This window comes from Oscillibacter sp. 1-3 (genome assembly GCF_000403435.2).
Lineage (GTDB): Bacteria > Bacillota > Clostridia > Oscillospirales > Oscillospiraceae > Oscillibacter.
This window is the reverse complement of record NZ_KE159709.1, coordinates 653,278-670,186: the sequence shown is the minus strand read 5'-3', so window position 1 is coordinate 670,186 and position 16,909 is coordinate 653,278. Positions and strand designations below refer to the sequence as shown.

The 16,909-nt window shown below is 54.1% G+C and carries 23 protein-coding genes and 1 other annotated feature; of the genes, 3 read left to right on the top strand and 20 right to left on the bottom strand.

Translation table 11 applies throughout. The annotated features are described in order from the left end of the window. Positions 1–625, bottom strand: a 625-nt coding sequence (locus C816_RS15765; RefSeq protein WP_016323399.1) for a hypothetical protein, incomplete at its 3' end; no start/stop codon positions are given. Positions 626–698: 73 nt separating this feature from the next. Beyond that, positions 699–872, bottom strand: a complete 174-nt coding sequence (locus C816_RS23880; RefSeq protein WP_016323398.1) for a helix-turn-helix domain-containing protein — start codon at positions 870–872, stop codon at positions 699–701. A 228-nt stretch (positions 873–1,100) separates the two neighbouring features. Between C816_RS23880 and C816_RS15760 the strand changes: the two genes are divergently transcribed. Continuing rightward, entirely contained in the window at positions 1,101–2,066 is a 966-nt protein-coding gene (locus C816_RS15760; RefSeq protein ID WP_016323397.1) for a hypothetical protein, read from the top strand. Between the two features lie 1,096 nt (positions 2,067–3,162). Further along, a complete protein-coding gene (locus C816_RS15755) occupies positions 3,163–3,438 on the top strand; it encodes a hypothetical protein (protein ID WP_016323396.1) in 276 nt (91 codons plus the stop codon). Between the two features lie 199 nt (positions 3,439–3,637). Here the strand turns inward: C816_RS15755 and C816_RS15750 are convergent, their stop codons facing one another. From C816_RS15750 to C816_RS15705, 11 genes are all read right to left on the bottom strand, one after another. Continuing rightward, the gene (locus tag C816_RS15750) at positions 3,638–4,315 is read right to left on the bottom strand and encodes a recombinase family protein (RefSeq protein ID WP_016323395.1); all 678 of its coding nucleotides are present in this window, start codon (positions 4,313–4,315) and stop codon (positions 3,638–3,640) included. An 80-nt stretch (positions 4,316–4,395) separates the two neighbouring features. Further along, entirely contained in the window at positions 4,396–4,947 is a 552-nt protein-coding gene (locus C816_RS15745; protein WP_016323394.1) for a hypothetical protein, read from the bottom strand. A gap of 13 nt (positions 4,948–4,960) precedes the next feature. Further along, a complete protein-coding gene (locus C816_RS15740; RefSeq protein ID WP_016323393.1) occupies positions 4,961–5,542 on the bottom strand; it encodes an HD domain-containing protein in 582 nt (193 codons plus the stop codon). 89 nt (positions 5,543–5,631) lie between these two features. Then, on the bottom strand, positions 5,632–6,207 hold the full coding sequence (locus tag C816_RS23875; protein WP_016323392.1) for a hypothetical protein: 576 nt from the start codon (positions 6,205–6,207) through the stop codon (positions 5,632–5,634). Positions 6,208–6,328: 121 nt separating this feature from the next. Then, positions 6,329–6,637, bottom strand: a complete 309-nt coding sequence (locus tag C816_RS15730) for a hypothetical protein (protein ID WP_016323391.1) — start codon at positions 6,635–6,637, stop codon at positions 6,329–6,331. Positions 6,638–6,702: 65 nt separating this feature from the next. Continuing rightward, positions 6,703–7,938 (bottom strand): TniQ family protein, encoded by a 1,236-nt coding sequence (locus tag C816_RS22010; RefSeq protein ID WP_016323390.1) that lies wholly within the window; start codon positions 7,936–7,938, stop codon positions 6,703–6,705. A gap of 2 nt (positions 7,939–7,940) precedes the next feature. Further along, a complete protein-coding gene (locus C816_RS15720) occupies positions 7,941–8,297 on the bottom strand; it encodes a hypothetical protein (protein WP_016323389.1) in 357 nt (118 codons plus the stop codon). Further along, positions 8,275–9,627 (bottom strand): AAA family ATPase, encoded by a 1,353-nt coding sequence (locus C816_RS15715; RefSeq protein ID WP_016323388.1) that lies wholly within the window; start codon positions 9,625–9,627, stop codon positions 8,275–8,277. Before C816_RS15715 ends, C816_RS15720 begins: the two co-directional genes overlap by 23 nt. Further along, positions 9,624–11,384, bottom strand: coding sequence for a Mu transposase C-terminal domain-containing protein (locus C816_RS15710; protein ID WP_016323387.1), 1,761 nt, complete (start codon positions 11,382–11,384; stop codon positions 9,624–9,626). Before C816_RS15710 ends, C816_RS15715 begins: the two co-directional genes overlap by 4 nt. Before the next feature lie 4 nt (positions 11,385–11,388). Next, on the bottom strand, positions 11,389–11,880 hold the full coding sequence (locus C816_RS23870; protein WP_155979040.1) for a hypothetical protein: 492 nt from the start codon (positions 11,878–11,880) through the stop codon (positions 11,389–11,391). 162 nt (positions 11,881–12,042) lie between these two features. Next, complete coding sequence (locus C816_RS15705) at positions 12,043–12,444, bottom strand: PDDEXK family nuclease (RefSeq protein ID WP_016323386.1); 402 nt, start codon at positions 12,442–12,444, stop codon at positions 12,043–12,045. Between the two features lie 590 nt (positions 12,445–13,034). Here C816_RS15705 and C816_RS23865 point away from each other — a divergent pair. Next, on the top strand, positions 13,035–13,226 hold the full coding sequence (locus C816_RS23865) for a hypothetical protein (protein ID WP_242832216.1): 192 nt from the start codon (positions 13,035–13,037) through the stop codon (positions 13,224–13,226). A gap of 87 nt (positions 13,227–13,313) precedes the next feature. Here the strand turns inward: C816_RS23865 and rplL are convergent, their stop codons facing one another. From rplL to rpmG, 7 genes are all read right to left on the bottom strand, one after another. After that, positions 13,314–13,682, bottom strand: coding sequence for a 50S ribosomal protein L7/L12 (gene rplL, locus C816_RS15700; RefSeq protein ID WP_016323385.1), 369 nt, complete (start codon positions 13,680–13,682; stop codon positions 13,314–13,316). A gap of 45 nt (positions 13,683–13,727) precedes the next feature. After that, on the bottom strand, positions 13,728–14,270 hold the full coding sequence (rplJ, locus tag C816_RS15695; RefSeq protein WP_016323384.1) for a 50S ribosomal protein L10: 543 nt from the start codon (positions 14,268–14,270) through the stop codon (positions 13,728–13,730). Between the two features lie 31 nt (positions 14,271–14,301). Then, positions 14,302–14,426, bottom strand: a sequence feature (ribosomal protein L10 leader region). Between the two features lie 206 nt (positions 14,427–14,632). Beyond that, complete coding sequence (gene rplA / locus C816_RS15690) at positions 14,633–15,325, bottom strand: 50S ribosomal protein L1 (RefSeq protein WP_016323383.1); 693 nt, start codon at positions 15,323–15,325, stop codon at positions 14,633–14,635. Positions 15,326–15,419: 94 nt separating this feature from the next. Beyond that, the gene (rplK, locus tag C816_RS15685; protein WP_016323382.1) at positions 15,420–15,845 is read right to left on the bottom strand and encodes a 50S ribosomal protein L11; all 426 of its coding nucleotides are present in this window, start codon (positions 15,843–15,845) and stop codon (positions 15,420–15,422) included. A 128-nt stretch (positions 15,846–15,973) separates the two neighbouring features. Then, positions 15,974–16,498: a transcription termination/antitermination protein NusG gene (nusG, locus tag C816_RS15680; protein ID WP_016323381.1), complete on the bottom strand. Its 525-nt coding sequence runs from the start codon at positions 16,496–16,498 to the stop codon at positions 15,974–15,976. Positions 16,499–16,508: 10 nt separating this feature from the next. Continuing rightward, a complete protein-coding gene (gene secE / locus C816_RS15675) occupies positions 16,509–16,724 on the bottom strand; it encodes a preprotein translocase subunit SecE (protein ID WP_016323380.1) in 216 nt (71 codons plus the stop codon). Between the two features lie 27 nt (positions 16,725–16,751). Next, positions 16,752–16,901, bottom strand: a complete 150-nt coding sequence (rpmG, locus tag C816_RS15670) for a 50S ribosomal protein L33 (RefSeq protein WP_016323379.1) — start codon at positions 16,899–16,901, stop codon at positions 16,752–16,754. Between the last annotated feature and the right edge of the window lie 8 nt (positions 16,902–16,909).

The following is a 16,909-nucleotide window of genomic DNA, read 5'->3' as shown; positions in this document are numbered from 1 at the left end:
CCAGGTGCCAGTTCAGTGCCGCAGCCTGAGCAAACCCGATGACAGCGGCGCAGCGGTTCAGGGGGCCGTATTCATGCAGCTTTGCAACGGCCTCTTCAATGGTCTCCTCCGTGACATCAGAAACGCCGGTCAGGTCCCGATACGGCGACCTGGGAGCAGCGACCATGCTTTTATTCCATTGTTTGTCATCAGCGGCAACAAATCCATTACGGTCTACGTAGATGAGCCGGCCGTTCTCCTCAAAGATGCCGCTGCGCCATTGTTGGGTACAAGAGGAAAACTTACTGTATTGGATGAGAGCCCGCTTAAGGAGCCCCATTTCCTCCCGTGTCGCGAAGACTACGATATCCAGGTGATTGATGGCGTTCATAAACTTCCTGCTGTCTATCAGTTCACTGATATCCATACGTGCTGTGTGATACTCGCCGTTTTCCCGCTGAAATACCAGCTCAATTTCCCGTTTGGGACAAGCAGAGCCGTCCTTGTTCAACATGACCAGTTCGGTTGCTTTGGCGATTCCAGCTGTAATCATGGTTTTGCTCTGCGTAACCGTTTTTCCGCTTTTGTCCAGCTTTTCGGTTTCGCAAATTACTTTGTCTTTTTCAAATATGATATTTTTTGGCATAAGCATTCATCCTTTCTGCTTTTGTGTCAGTTTATTGTATGCGAACTTCTTATATCCTATTTTGCAAAATGTATTACAGGCCATTGTCTCCCTCCAAACGGGCAACCTCGCTGGATGGAACCAGGATATTCCGGCCCAGCTGGACCACCTTGGCCTCATGGATTTTGAGATAGCGCACAACAGAGGGGCGGCTGCAGCGCCAGCGTTCCGCAAGTTCTTTCACAGTGATGTAGGTTTCATTTTTCATAATCAGACTTCCTTTCACAGTTTATTTTTGTGTTCTGATTTATTATATGCAAACTCTGCTTTTTCTATTTTGCAGAAATCACTTATAAAGTCATTGCCGAAAAGCCTGTTAAATTCAGTGCAAGCTGGTCGATAAAGTTATTGTATGCAGAGTCAGAAAAAACAACACTGTATGACAAATTGAGTATGATAGAATCAGTTTATATGCCATAAAGAGGGGGAAACGGCTATGGGAAACGGGAAAATCGTTGTTTTCCAGCAGGAATATGACAGCTTTCAGGAGCTTGCCAGTGATTACGACATTGACTACCAGAGCCTTCTCCGCGTCATAAGAAAGGGCGTCAGTCCAGAGGAAGCGGTTTCCATGCTCCATGGCAAAAAAGAAGAACCACCCGCGCAGAACTCCTTCTGCGTGGATGGTAAGGAATATCCTTCCCTGGCTACGGCCTGCCGGAGGCTGGGCATCAGCCCCGGCTCCGTCTATGCCCGGAGGAAGGGACTGATGAAGGAGGGGCTGCCGGAACAGGAAGCGACTGCCGAGGCGCTTAAACAGGCAGCGGCGGCAGGGCACCGGAAACGGGAGGTTGCAGTGGCAGGAATGATTTTCCCCAGCCGCAGCGCCGCCATGGCGCATTTTGGGATAAGCGCGGCCACTGTCAATGCCCGGATTGCCAGAGCGAGGGAGTCCGGGCAGGAGCTTTCCTTTGAGGATGCTGTTTTGCTGGGGAAGAACAAGCGGTACGCCGCAGCCGAGTATTCCGCCGCTCCAGCAGGTATCAGCAGCCGGCAGGATGAGGTTTTGGTTTATCTCCGGGGCGCTCTGCAAAGAGAGTGTCATTTTCAATGTGTAAAGACACAAGGCCATTTATCCGCCATCCGGCGCCTGGAGGATGACCCTGGGGAAATCCGCCTGGAAATAACCTGGGCTTCGTCCCATATCCTGAGCATCCGGAGCCGCTGGATGAATGGTACATTGGCCCAGGCAAACGACTTCAACAGTAAATATGTGGGCATCAAGCTATGCCTTCTGGCAGATGGTAGCGTTTCTATGGTCTGTGACACGTTTCTCATGGACGCCAGCCTGTCCGCCAAATATGCTGCCGCTGCCGCCGCCCGGCAATTTGTAGAAACCTATTGCCTGATTTTGGCGCAGCTCTCCGCAAGTGAGACTGGTTTTGGAAGGAACAGCTTGTAACTTTCAAATGATGGTATCGAGCAGTAATATCATCCTTTTCCCAGATGCCCGCATTTCCTTTTGTCCAAACCCCGAGATTTGTCAAAAGGAGAAAGCGGCAGCAGGAATAGAGCTTTTCGAGCCAGCCCGATACTGGCCGGGGCAATCTCAGATATGGCCTTTGTAATGTAACGGGCCCAACTGAAATTGTAATGTTCTTGTAATCTATGAAAGCCTTGCGGCGCAAGGGATTTCTCCTTGAAATTACAAAATTACATTATTACAATTTGATTTATAGGAAAACAAATTCTTATTCCAAAGACCTGTGGTAAAGGAAAGCATGACGCCTGTTGAGAGTCTTTGCGCACCCAACACGGATTTTACAGCAGTCAAAGGCAGCTTGTACCTCCACCTCCGGGCTGTATCGGGCCGTGTAAGAAAACCTTACTCCAGATGTCCGCATTTCCTTTTGTCTAAAACCTGAGATTTGTCAAAAGGAGAAAGCGGCAGCAGGAATTGAGCTTTTCAAGCTGGCCCGATACTGGCCGGGGGCAGCTTTCAGACACAGGCATTACAATGTAACAGGCTTCACTGAACTTGTAATATTTCTGTAATTCCTGAAAGCCTTGCGGCACAAGGGATTTCCCTCTGGTATTACAAAATTACATTATTACAATTTAATATATAGGAAAACAAATTCTTATTCTAAAGACCTGTGGGAAAGGGAGCCTGTCCCCAGATATAAGTTTTTGCACATTTGCTCTGTAATCTTGTAATTTTGTAATATTGAGGCTGTATCTGTTGCGCTGCAACGGATTCAAAGATTACAGATTTCAGCATGAATTTTGTAATGGTCAGGGAAAATCTGTAATCCCCACTCCAGGCGGTATCGGGCCGTAATAAAACCTGTTTCCTGCTGCCCGCATTTCCTTTTTGTCAAAACCCGAGATTTGGCAAAAGGAGAAAGCGGCAGCAGGAATTGGGCATTTCAGGCCAGCCCGACACTGACGAAAATAATGACTTGACATATACACCGCAAACGAGTATACTTACTTATAGTAAATCTCCTTGAAATGGCACAGCAGGATAATTGTGCCTATTTTAAGGAGGTTTTTGTATGCTGATTTCTTGTACGCCCGCAGAGTACCGTATGGCGCTGGAGTCCCTGGCTTCGCTGAGGGCCACGCTGGAACGGGCCGCGTCCGCTCCGGCCGGCAGTAAGCTGCACCGTGGGATTCCCTATTTTCAAAGGGGCATTCAGCGGTGGGAGGAGTTCCTTGCTGTCCACTCCCCGGCGGAGGATTCTGTGCCTGCCAGCCGTCCCTATGTGGAGAGCGGCGGCAGCGGTGAGTATGTTCTGCGTGTTCCGGCTTCCAGTGCTGTAATTTTGTAATCATGTAACACAGAGGCTGTAACCATTGTCCTGCAAGGGATTCACCTGTTACTGCTTCCGGGAGCATTTTTGTAACAGGTTCCGCGAGCCTGTAACTTCCCCTACGATATCGGGCCGGTAGGGAACTGCTCCCCGCACGGCCCCCTCACATTCTTTTTTGCCTAAAAAATAAGGCCCTCTCAGTCGGGAGGGCCTTGCTTCATGTCAGCGCCTTGAGATAGCGGTATGCCGTAGGCCGGGAGACCCGTGCCAGCCGGGCCAGCTCCGAGATGTTGATGCTGCCGCTCTGATAGCGGGGATAGTATCGCAGGAAATGCTCCGGCACCCGTTCCGCACAGACCGGGGGACGGCCCAGCCGCTTGCCCTTGGCCCGGGCATTCTCAACGCCTGAGCGCACCCGGCTTCGTATCATGGACAGTTCCAGCTGCGAGAACACCCCGGCAATCTGCAAAAACGCCTCTGTCATGGGGTCAGGATTTCCATTCCGGCAGTCCAGGGTAATGCTCCCCACAATGACAAGCCGCAGCCGCTTTTCCCGGATGATGTCAATGATTTCGCAGAGCTGCTTGGTGGACCTGGCCAAACGGGAGACTTCCAGCGTCACAATGGTGTCCCCCGGCCTGGCCGTTTCCAGCATCAATGCCTGCTGTTCCTTGGAGGCGGCGTCTCCATGCTCATACTCCAGCCAGACCTTTTCCGCGCCATGCTTTTTCAGCTCCCTAGTCTGCCGGTCGATGTCCTGCCGGTCCTCGTTGGTGGAGCAGCGGGCATAACCATGCGTAATCGCATGACCATGCGTAACTGCATGACTGTGTGTAACAGAAATCCCAGCTTCTTTTTTCGTAACAAAATCCCCCTTTTTAACGGGCTTCTCCACAGCATTTCAGGGTCATTTCCAATGTAACGAATAACAACTGTTTTCCATTACACGGGTGGCTCCTGGCCGCTTATACATCATCAGCAATTGAAAGCTGCCAGAAAGCCGGAATCCGCATCGGCGGCATGCAGGAGCGCGTCATGGTCACTGGCTCCGGCTTCCTTCGCTTTGGAAAATGCCGCAAAGGAAACCTGCTTCCGCCGGTACCGCAAGCTATGGCCTTCGCCCGGCTCCAGGAACAGCGCGTGGTAAATGATTCTGGAGCCGTCCAGCACCACAGGCTGTCCGTCCGGGGTGTTCACAATGGCTGGTTCCAGTCTCCAGTGCTTTGGAGTTTCTGGGCCTTCACAAATCAGGATAACATGAATCTCGTCACGGCTTCCCTCATACTGGCCGCCATAAATTTGCAGTTCCTTCACCAGGGGGCCGCCCCGGCTCCGGCCAATATAAATTTGATAGGCGCTCCCATCCTCTGCCGCGGCCTCGGCATCCGGGCAAACGTAAATGCTCTGGTCCGGCGGCGCCAGCTTTGGAGGGTGGGGAAGGCGTACCGCCCTCCCCAGAAGCCTGCTTAAAAACCGTTCGGCAAACTCCGCTGCGCCCAACCCCCGCTCAATTTCCGCAATAGTCATTTGTTCCTCCCGCTTACTCCCTGCACTCGTCCAGATAGGCGGCCTCCAGGTCCGCGATATGGGTCAGGACCGCCAGGGGAAACTTCTCGAACGCACCCCCAACGGAGTACCCGCCGCCCAGGAAGTCGTTGTCTGAAAAGCCCATGTGCCAGCGAATTGCCATAGCCTCCTCACGGCTCAGGCGCATGAACCCGGAGATGATGTATACGCTCTTTTCCCCGTGGCCGTATGGAAGCTGGTCGTGAATCACATAAAATGGATATTGCTCCCACTGACCCTGCTCGTTCTTCCGGTTCCGCATCTCTACCTGGTAGAAATTGGCCTTGTTGATATCGTGCAGGAGTCCGCAGACAGCAGCCGTCTCCTCCTGTTCCGGCGTCAGCCTCGCTCCGCCGGCAAGCTCAGATTGATACAGCTTCCGGAGACGGTCATAGACGTGAAGGCTGTGTTCCAGCAAGCCACCCTCCCGGGCCAGATGGAAGCGAGTGCTGGCGGGAGCGGTGAAAAAGTCCGTGGACTCCAGCCATTGGAGAAGCTTATCCGCTCCTGGACGAGTGATGTGGGTATGGTAAATATCAAGGAATCGCGCTTTCATATGGTCTCCTTTCTCAGCGGATTCTTTTCATCAGTTCTGTAATCCTTTCCAGCGCCGCCCGGAACTGAGGCATGAAGTCCTTCCCAATATCATAGTCGATATAGAGAACAGGAAAAATCTCTTTCCAAAGCAGCTCCAGCAGGGGAGGCGGCATGAGTCTGTATTTGTTTTCTTCTTCCACCCTGTGGAGTTCCTCCACCTTGCGTCCAATCGTTCTGCGCATACAGCTTTTCCAGCAGCCGCAATGTGCCCTTTGTTCCCCATCGAGTGCTTTCCAAAAGCTGGAGCAGGTCAGATTCAGGATTTTTAAGATTCAGGAAAAGGCCCTGTCTGCCAGAGCATTGTACCTGGGTCATCGCCTCATCCACCCCGATAATTCCTTCCATACAGAGGAAAACCGCCAGCACATCCTGTGGGATTGCCAAAACCATATCCTCCAGGTCCTCTTTGGGAACCGCGTTCTCTACAATGGAGATATCCGCAGTTTTACCCTGCGTTTGAACACGCACGCCTGAGCGAAGGGGCTCTTCCGGCGGCCGGCCAATATACTGAGGCGGACCTGATGGCGCTTCGCCACCTTTGGTGAGCATCCGCAGCAGCTCCGCGCAAAACCGGGAATCCCGCAGACTGACATCCAGCAGGGCCGCCGTCAGCTTTTGTTTCATTTTCATAGACCCCCTTTTTTCTGCTCATGAAAATGCCCCGTGCTGTATCGGGCCAGGGCACATTTTTTATTCATTGCCCCCTTTTCTCTTTTGTCTAAAATTCTCCCGGAAACAGGCCGTGTCAGGCTTTCACCAAAGCTGTGTAAAGGTCCAGGCCGTCATCCTCCATCCGCTGAACGGTCTTCTCCCCAAAGTCCTCCGGAGGCAGCGGCGCGTCTTTATCCAGCTCATAGCCAAGCCAGCAGCCCCGGTTGATTTCCCATGCCATCTCATCAATGGGCATGAACTCGCGGCATTGTGCAAAGTTCATCAGCTCCTCCATGCGCTCCGGGCCGATGCACGCCGCCACCTCGCGCACCGGGAGCCATGCCTGCCATGCAAGATGCGCAACGCATCGCGCAACGATTTCTGCTTTCTCATACTGATTCATGTTCGACAACTCCTTTCGTTTACCAACTCTTCTTTCCATTCCGCTGTTTTTAACTAAGCCTGTTTTTAGTTATCACCGCTCCCTTCTTTTTGGTTTGCATCAATATACGCCATAACACATTGACGAATGAAATGACTGTCATAGCGATATCCGCTTTTTCGGAGGGCCTGTTTGAACCGTGCAAATTCCTCGTCATTCAGTGCAAAGGAAAACCGATGCCTCCCTAATTCTGCACACTCACCTCCCATCTGCCGCCAGAATGGCTCTAAATGATACTTCTTCAAAAGAATGTTCAACTGTGACGGCGTTACAGAGAGTTGTTCCAATACCTGCTTTTTAGTCAGGTGCGTACCGCTGCATTGAAGGACTTTTAATTCATCTGCATAGTGGTCTGAAACCGGCCTGTCGCTGAAAACTGTTTCCGAAGAAACGCCTGCGAAAGACTGCAATAAGGCATACCGCTCTGGAGATGCTGTCCCCCATTTGCAGGCCCGATTGATAATACAGACATCCCCAAAGATATCCTCCATCACCTCCGGGCTGTAATAGTCAGCCATATCCTGATAAAGCCGTTTTGCATCCAGGATGACATTGGGGCTGTGATTTTGAATGACGCCGTAGCCCATGTTGGACAGACAAGCGGCAATGTGGTTATGATTTTCCGCAATAGCTGGTTTTAGAGGCAAAGTCTCATATTCCCATAGAATGGAGGCGACTGTCCTCTGCCAGAGAGGAATATCTTTGCATTTATCCAAACAGAGAACCTGGGCTTCTAATGGATAAAATGTGTAACCTAAGTGGGAAGGCTGTATTTCTTCCAAAACATAGAGACTGCATTTGTGATTTGGGCAGATTTTCAAAAAAGGAATTTGATGTTCGATGTGCCAATAGGCCTCTCCATAAATGGCACGGTCCTCTTCCGCACATTGAGGGCAATACCGTGGCCGCCACTTCGAGAGATTAGCTGAGCGCCTCAGGCTGGTGATTGTCGGAGTTTCCCCCAGGCAGGCTTTTTCGAGTAAGGCAGTCTTTTTTTCTGCCAGGAAAAATCTTGTGTAGTACGGGAACAGTGTGTTTTGAGTAATGACAGCTTCAGGAAGAAGCCAATCGGATGGCAGCTGTTCAATTACCTGTCGGATGGTACTGTTAGGAAATATAGAACTGATAGCAGCAGTAATCCGGCCTGGGAACAGTTCTCGAATTGTAGTCTGCTGTTTGATGTTCCCGGAGCGGACATGATACCGGCACAGGACGCTGTACCACCACTCTCCTGGGTAGGGCATCGGGAAATAAGTCAGCATCGTTACATATCATCCGCCAAATAAGACATGGCATAGCCGTAAACCATCTGGAATTGCAGTACGGCCCGAGCCTTTGCCTCATCCAAGGTTCGGAAGGCTCTCACAAAGGAATCAGAGCCGGAGTGAGTACGTTCAAAGAGTACATACAACTCCACTTCCTCCAACATGCAGCCCCGTTCATCCTCTTTGTACTGAAGGCGAATGGTATAATACCGGCTCCCGCTGCCATCGGGAAGTTCCAGGCGGGCCGCATAGCCCATCAGACCATTCCCCGGCATATTGTTGGGGTACAGCGGCTTCCACTCCATGTCCTCTGGTTTGAGGGCCTTTGCGTACTCAATTATCTTCTGAATCTCCATTTTCATCCTCTCTTTCTTTTTCCAAAAGATTGAACCTTGCCAAATGCTCCAGCATATCCGTTCCGGCCTTGAATGCGGCCAGAAGGTCCTGTTCCTCCCGGACGGCAGCCTTTCGGCCCCGTTTTTTAGCGTAAAGCCGCTTCCTCTCGACGGGCTTGCAGCCCGCCTTCTTGCAGCCCGCCATGAGGTCGGCCGGGGACTTGCAGCTCTCCTCAGCAGGCTGGATAGGCTGAAAGCCTATCGGGGGAAAGTCCGAGAGATAGGTGCCGCCCGCATAGGTTTTCGGAACCTTTATCGCCAGAATATTGATTGCCTGCTGCATTATCTTCGCGTCAATACATGGCCGGCCCATCAGAAAAGCCTGGGCCTGACTCTCCTGGAATATCTTCACGATATATGCCGGGATGCCGCCGGACCAGTCATAGAGCTTGTTGGCCAGGGCCTCCGTCAGCTCCGCCCGCTCCGGTGTCAGCTGGTACTGCCATAGCAGCTTCAGGAAATTCCGGTAAACCCCATCCGGCTTCAAGGGCAGGAGGCGGATGCCCCGGGTCCGGCGCTTCAGGTGCTCCTGGCTGGTGAACAGCTCCTCTGCCTGCGGCGTCCCTACAAAGAAAACCCCTGTGCAGGTGTCGTTGGTTAGCTCCACCAGGAACTTTATCAGCGGCTTTACCTGCTTGTTCTTTTGGGCTGTCACAACGGCGTTCTGTATTTCATCCACCAGAATCAGTCCCACATGGTGGGTCATGCAGAGGATTTTTACCTGCGCCGCAATCGCCGAAGCCGCCGCAGAACGGAGGGCGGTCAGCTGATGCAGATAGTTTGAGCCAATGGCCCGGTCCAGCGCCGCCACCAGATTCAGAGCCAGCGTCTTCACGGAGCAATCCGAAGGGCACTCCACTCTCAGATATAATACCTGCTTGCAGAAGAACGGCTGGCCCTCAAAGTCCGTATGCTCAATCACCTGGGGCATGGTGTCCAGGCAGCGGCGGATAGTAGAGGTCTTTCCAATGCCGGGGACGCCTAAAACAGAGCCGGCCGCCGCTTGTGTCGCGCAGCAGGTCCCGGCATCTCCCCGGAAAAGAGCGTTTGTCTGCCGGATGCCTTCCAATACGGTTCGTGTCGTGTAGGTCGTCCGAATTGCCCGGTAAAGCTGGTCGTACAGGGTGTACATATAATCCATGGGGATAAAGATGCTGGAGAGCAATGCCAGCCCCTCCAAAGAGGGCGCGGCTGGCAGCGGCGGCAGGCTCTGGACTGCCTGCGTCAGTTCTTGCGGCGCCAGCATTTTCGGCATGGCAGCCAGAAGGGGATTGCCAAAATCCTTGTTCACTCCTGCCGCCTCCTCTCAGCCTCTTTCACAATCTTTTGAATCCCCTGAATCGTCTGGATACTGGCCTGGGTCTCCGCTGCCTTTGCCTGTTTCCGAGCCTGCCGCTCCTGCTCCCGGCAAATCTCCGCTTCCGCCTGGGTGAGGCCCTGGTACTGCTGCTGGTCCGGTGCCAGGGGAATCCGGGAATCACGGTCTTTACCAATGAGGAAAACCGCGCTGAGGTCCAGGGTGTCATAGGCCAGAGTGTAGGTATCTCCAACATACAGGCCGTCCATGTTCTGCGGAACATAGGATAAAGCATGAAGCCGGAACCCCTTGCGAGTCAGTTTGACTTCCTCCCGGGGGAGAGACAGGACATGGAGTTCTTTGGAAGGGACATCCTGTACCTTCCAAACGGTGGCAGAGGTGGTGACTGAACCGGTGGCGGAACCGGTGGCGGAACCGGTGGCTGAAAGCCACCTCATGGCTTTCAGCCATACTTGGGCGGGCGTCTTTCCGCTTTGGAGGACCCGCCCGCTGTTCAGGTAAATGACACATTGGATGACAATCTGGGTAAATTCCTCCAATGTCAGGACCGCCTGGCTCCGATAATCCACAGCCCACCGCTCCTGGGCATCCGACTCAATTACCCCCTTTCCACGGAGGAGCGGCTTGTATCGCTGCTGGAGCAAATCAAAGGCCTTTTCTACTAGGCCCTTTCCATCCGGGCGGAACGGCGGCTGAATCAGCAGCTCCACGCCGTACCGCCGGCAGAGCTCCTCCATCCGGGAGCCGGTAAATTCCCGGCCCTTATCCGTGATGATTTCGCCGGGAAGCCCCCGGGAGGGCCACTGCTCCGGCTGGATTTCGATACCGTATTTCCTGCAGAAGTCCACCTTGTCGCTGGCTGCGTTCTCCAGACAGGCCATAACTGCCCGTTCCCCGGCCTCATAACCAACATAGATTCCGGCAATCAGCTGGGTAGCGGAATCGACTGCCATGTAAATTTGCGGCCGGCCTACTACGCTGCTCCGGTCCAGGCTGGACACCAGGTAAAGGTCTCCCTGGGTGGCGTCCATCTGGTAGCTCCCCGGACTTTCCCGCCAGCGGGATGCCGAACCAAACGCCGGGCGGCAATTCCGCTGATAGTGGGAGAGACCGTCACGGGCAATGATTTTCTGCGGCCGCTTGTGGTAATTATGGGCGTAGAAGTAGTGCTGGAAACTGGACCAGGTAGGCGCATCCGGCAGCAAGATGCCCTTGGCATCCGTGTATTTTTGAACCAGCATCATTTCATAAGCCGCACGGAGGGAGAGCTTTTTTGCGGAAAAGTAGAAGGTACGAATCGCCCAATCGTAAACCTTGTTTTCAGACTGCTCTCGCTGTCTCTCCTGCATGAGTTTCCCAGTGGCGAGATAGCGGTAATAGAGCCGGAGGATTCTCCGGGAGGTGGTGCCGTTCCGCTCAGCGGTCTCCTTGGCGAGGGCTGAGCGGTATGCCTTGTCCGTGATGCAGCGTGAATCGCCTAAAAGAAGCTGAATCAGGCGCAGACGTTTGACCTGCCCTGGACTCATGAGACTTTCAGCCTCGTGGGGGCTAAGAGCCTCATGGGGGCAAAGGGCCTCAGTGAGGCTGGAAGCCTCAAGGGGGTTAAAAGCCTCAATTTGAGCCACAAAGAAGGGCTCGGCCGGAGCTTGGCAGGATATCAGCCAGGCCCCCGCATCCTCCTGGAGCAGAACATGGAAAACCTCCCCGTTCCGCTCCACATACCGGTTCATGCTTTCACCTCGCTTTTGTTGGATTGAACCCCGGCAATGGGGAAATTTCATAGTCGCTGCGGTAGTAGAAATAGTAGGGCTTCAGGCCGTCATCAATGCAAATGACTTCCCCTGGCCGCACATCCAGTCCGGGTATGATTTGCGATAGGCATTCCTCCTTAACGCTTGTGTAAAATTGCTTTGCGGTCAGCCCGGTGGGAACCTCCATGCGTGGGCTATAGTGACTGCTCAACGGGCAAGGGCGTCTTCTGTTATCTTGACGCAAAAGAAATTCCAGCCACTCGCTTTCTTCATCCTTGAAGCCAAAGACGCGGCAAACAGCAGGGGAGAGCCGCCTGGGACACCACTTGGGAGGCTTGAACTTGGGAGCAGAGCGAGGGAATCTTTTCGGCTTTCGTCCGGGGAATCCGGAACAGTATCGCGTGGTGCCCAGGGTATAACTTCCGGCTGTCTGGTGAAAAGGACATTCCTGGCAAGTAGTGTCGTAGAATTTCATGGCATTGTCTCCCTTGGCCCCAGATACTGGCAGATAATTGGCGGCTCCGACTCCCCGTTCGGCTGGATAGCCGCATGAGGCTGTATAGCCGTAGTCATGCGCGGCTGTGCTGCTGCCATTACAAAAAGGGCAAGGGCAACCAGAGCAAGAATCCCGATTATGTTAAAGGCTTTTCTTATAATCCACCACCTCGACTTTCCATTCCACTGGATGACTTTTAGCCATCCACATCCAGTACCGCCGGGAGAGTTCCAACCGTTCTATTACCGCCTGCTTTTCCAGGTCTTCCAGCCGTACCAACTCCCGGACAGCCTGTTTTCCGTCTGCGTAGACCAGGCGAAAATCTGAAACCCAGGCCGTTTTGAAGTAGAGCGACCGGATGCCCCAGGGGTCTATCTGGTCTGTCAGCTCCAAGGGTACACAGGCGTCATAAGCGGCTACCCAAAGACGGTCCTCCAGATACCGAGCATAGGCAAGCGCCTGTTCGCTGTGAAGGCAGACCATCTTCTGGTTTTTCTGACTGAAAAAGCGATACTCGCGGGCTTTGGGATTTGCTTTCTCCATGAATCCTCCTCTGACGGTATCGGACTGCGGGACGCCGCATTGCCCACTTTTGGGGATTTCTCTTTTGCACAAAAGGAAAAGTCCCCGCTCTGTGCCGGTTATGCCCACTGCCCGATACTGCCCGGAATTAGAATTAGCTTGAGCTTTTTTGATTTACCTCGCGTTTTTTGAGTTTCATTTCCGCAGCTTTTAGAATTAGCTTGAGCTTTTTGCAGTTGGCTCGTCTAATTGCCACGGTCACATTTAGACTGCACATCCCCCCTATATACGGATTTTTGCTGGTTTTCAGTACAAATTTGCTGTTTTCCCCCCATAGAAGTGGAAGCTCGAATTAAATTGAGCTATTCCAAAAAGCTCATGTTAATTCCAATTAGTTTGAGCTACTCTGTTCTTCTCCCTTTTATTTCGCTCTCTTTCTCCCTCTTATCTTGGCCCAGCACGCGGCTTTCAGCACGCGGCTTTCAGCCGCGAGGGGCCTTCGGCGCACGACTTTCAGCCGTATAGATAAGAGAAAAATCAGAAATCACGGTTTTCAGCCATGTAAACCGGAGTGTTTTCTCCCGGCAAGTACAGCAAACAGGCCTTTGGGCGTGGCTAAAAGTCATGCGGTGAAAAAGAAGAAAAAAGACGGAAATCAGGCCGTTTCAGCGGTTACTGCGGCTTTCCCGGCCAAAAACATAAAAAGAAAAGGCCCGAAGCAACAAGTCGTTGCCTCGGACCTTTGTGGCTGGAAGCCATATGTGGCTGCACACAGCTTTCAGCTGCAAGCCATGTACGGCTGAAAGCCGTATGATGAAAGCCGCATCTGGTCATTTTATTTGGAATACATTGTCCGTTTTGCGAGGGAGGGGGACAAAAATCGCCTAAACTTACTTCAGCTCGACCTTGCCGCCGGCCTCTTCAATCTGCTTCTTCAGAGCCTCGGCGTCATCCTTGGAAACGCCCTCCTTCAGAGTGGTGGGAGCGCCCTCGACAGTAGCCTTGGCCTCAGCCAGGCCCTGGCCAGTAATCTCACGGACAACCTTGATGACCTTGATCTTGGCGGCAGCATCGAAGCCGGCCAGGACCACGTCGAACTCAGTCTTCTCCTCGGCGGCAGGAGCAGCGGCGGCGGCAGGAGCGGCCATGGCGGCGGCAGAGACGCCGAACTCCTCCTCCAGGGCGTGAACGAGCTCGCTGAGCTCCAGAACGGTCAGACCCTTGATCTCTTCGATCATGGCGGTAACTTTCTCAGACATTGTATGAACCTCCTGATAGTAAATTTTTAAGTGTGTGGGTGCCGCTTACTCGGCGGCGGGAGCCTCTTCGGCAGGAGCGGCCTCCTCAGAGGGAGCGCCCTGCTTCTCGGCAATCTGCTTCAGCACGACAGCCAGACCGGTGATGGGAGCCAGCATGGTACCCAGGACCTGGGCCTGCAGCACGGGCAGTGCGGGGATGGAAGCCAGGGAGTTGATGGTGGCCAGATCCACGGGCTTGCCGTCCATGAAACCGCCCTTGATCTCAAACTTGTCGTTGAGCTTCTTGGCGTAATTGGCCATGACACGGGCAGGGACCACGGGGTCGTCGCACAGGGCCAGAGACGTGGTGCCATTGAGGAGATCGTCCAGATCGCCCAGGCCGGTGTTGTTGAAAGCGAAGCGGAGCAGGGTGTTCTTCACCACCGCGTAATCCACGCCGTTCTCCCGGCACTCCCGGCGCAGCGCGGTGTCTTCCTCAACGGTGATACCCTTGTAGTCGACAATCACACCGGCGGTGGCCTTCTGGATCTTCTCAGTCAGCTGGGCCACGATGGCCTGCTTCTCGGATAAGACCTTTGCATTAGGCATTCTTGTGTTCACCTCCATAGGAATCATAGGTGCGTTCAAAAAAGAACCGTCCGCGCAAAGACGCACGGACGGAGCAGCAATCTCACGATCTGCCATCCTCGGCAGGACTTACGGGCAGAGCCCACCTGCTGTCTTTGGAACGCAAGAAGTATTATATACAGGGTTTGGCAAAAAGTCAAGCCCTAATTTCCCATTATGAAGCGTTTTTATTAGTTTTTCTGTACAAAAACTCATGGATACGCCCCTCTCTGAACGCCCGCTTGGTCTCCGGGACGAGATCAACGGGCGGCGGCGCCGGTCCGCGGCCGGCAAGCGGAATACAAAAAAGGGGGGGACAACAGTCCCCCCCTTTCAGCAAACTATCAAACAAGCTTTGCCGTAGACATCTTCACGCCGGGGCCCATAGTGGAGGCGGCGACGCAGCTGCGGATATACTGACCCTTGGCGGCGGCGGGCTTGGCCTTCACGATGGCGCCCATCAGAGCGTTGTAGTTCTCCACCAGCTTCTCGGGGCCAAAGGACACCTTGCCGATGGGGCAGTGGATGATGTTGGTCTTGTCCAGACGGTACTCGATCTTACCGGCCTTGACCTCCTGCACGGCCTTGGCCACATCGGGGGTCACGGTGCCGGCCTTGGGGGAGGGCATCAGGCCCTTGGGGCCCAGGACCTTACCGAGACGGCCCACCACGCCCATCATGTCGGGGCTGGCGACCACTACGTCAAAGTCAAACCAGTTCTCCTTCTGGATCTTCTCCACCAGGTCCATCTCGCCGACGTAGTCGGCGCCGGCCTCGCGGGCGGCGTCGGCCTTGTCGCCCTTGGCGAACACCAGCACACGGACCGTCTTGCCGGTGCCGTGGGGCAGGACGATGGCGCCGCGGACCTGCTGGTCGGCGTGGCGGGAGTCGACACCCAGCTTCACGTGCAGCTCGACGGTCTCGTCGAACTTGGCGCTGGCGGTCTTGCAAACGAGAGCCAAGCCCTCCGCAGCCTCATACTGCGTATTTTTCTCAATCTGCTTGGCGCTTTCCTTATATTTCTTGCCTCTAAACAATGTTACTTCCTCCTCATAGTGGTTCTTCGGAAACAGTTCCTCCCACTGTATGGAACGGCCTCTTTGGCCGTTCGGCAGGTTTTAGGTATTCGGCTCAGTCGCCGACGACAACGCCCATGGAGCGGCAGGTGCCCGCGATCATGCTCATGGCGGACTCCAGGCTGGCGGCGTTCAGGTCCTTCATCTTGATCTCGGCGATCTTCTGAATGGAGGCCTTGGAGATGGTGGCCACCTTGGTCTTGTTGGGCACGCCGGAGCCGGACTCAATGTTGCACTCCTTCTTAATCAGAACGGCCGCGGGGGGCGTCTTGGTGATGAAGGAGAAGGAGCGGTCGGCGTACACGGTAATGACCACGGGAATAATCATGCCCGCGTCGTTCTTGGTGCGCTCGTTGAATTCCTTGGTGAAGGCGGCGATATTGACGCCGTGCTGGCCCAGAGCGGGACCAACGGGGGGCGCGGGAGTCGCCTTGCCTGCGGGGATCTGGAGCTTAATATAACCTGTTACTTTCTGTGCCACGGAGTAGCACCTCCTAAATTATGAATGTGGTGGCGGGCAGAGCGCCCGTCTTTGGCGGGGCGGTGAAAAGCCCCTCCCACTTGCGCCGGAACGTCTCCGGCAGAACAGCGCCCAAAAGCGCCGGATGGTCAAGCCTGAACCTCTACCTGGTCCAGCTCCAGTTCCACGGGGGTCTCTCTGCCGAACATGGAGACCACCACGCTGACCCGATTCTTCTCCGGCTCGATCTCCTCGACCACGCCGGTGAAGCTGGCCAGCGGACCGTCCATGATCCGCACATGGTCGCCCACGCTGTACCTGACCACGATCTCGTGCTTTTCCATGCCCATGGCCAGCACCTCCTCCTCGCTGAGGGGGATGGCCTTGTTGGCGGAGCCCACAAAGCCGGTGACGCCGCGGACATTCCGCACCAGATGCCATGTCTCGTCCGTCATAATCATCTTGATCAGCACGTAGCCGGGGAAGACCTTCCGCTCCACCTCCTTGGTGGCGCCGGAGTCGGTGACCTCGGTGACCGTCTCCAGGGGGATCTCCATCCGGAGAATCTGGTCCTCCAGCCCGCGGCCGGTGACAAACTTCTCAATGCTGGTTTTGACGGCGTTTTCGTAGCCGGAATAGGTATGGATCACATACCACTTCGCGCTGTCTGACATACCGCTCTCCTTACGCGCCGAACACGCTGAGGATCATATCCACGGCGGAGACCGCCACGAAGTCAAAGATCCAGATGCAGGCGCCGATCACCAGGGAGCACAGCAGCACGGTGCCGGTGTTTTTCATCACCGTCTGCTTATTCGGCCAGACGACCTTTTTCAGTTCGCTTTTCATCTCGCGGAACCAGAGCCCGCGGTCCTTTTTCTTCTTCGCTTCTTCAGCCATACGTTACACGCCCTTTCTTCATTCTTATTACTTGGTCTCGCTGTGGAGCGTGTGCTTTCTGCAGAAGCGGCAATACTTGTTCAGCTCAAGCTTGTCCGGGGTGTTCTTCTTGTTCTTCATCGTATTGTAGTTTCTCTGCTTGCACTCATTGCATCTCAAAGTGACTTTTACGCGCATTAACGGCA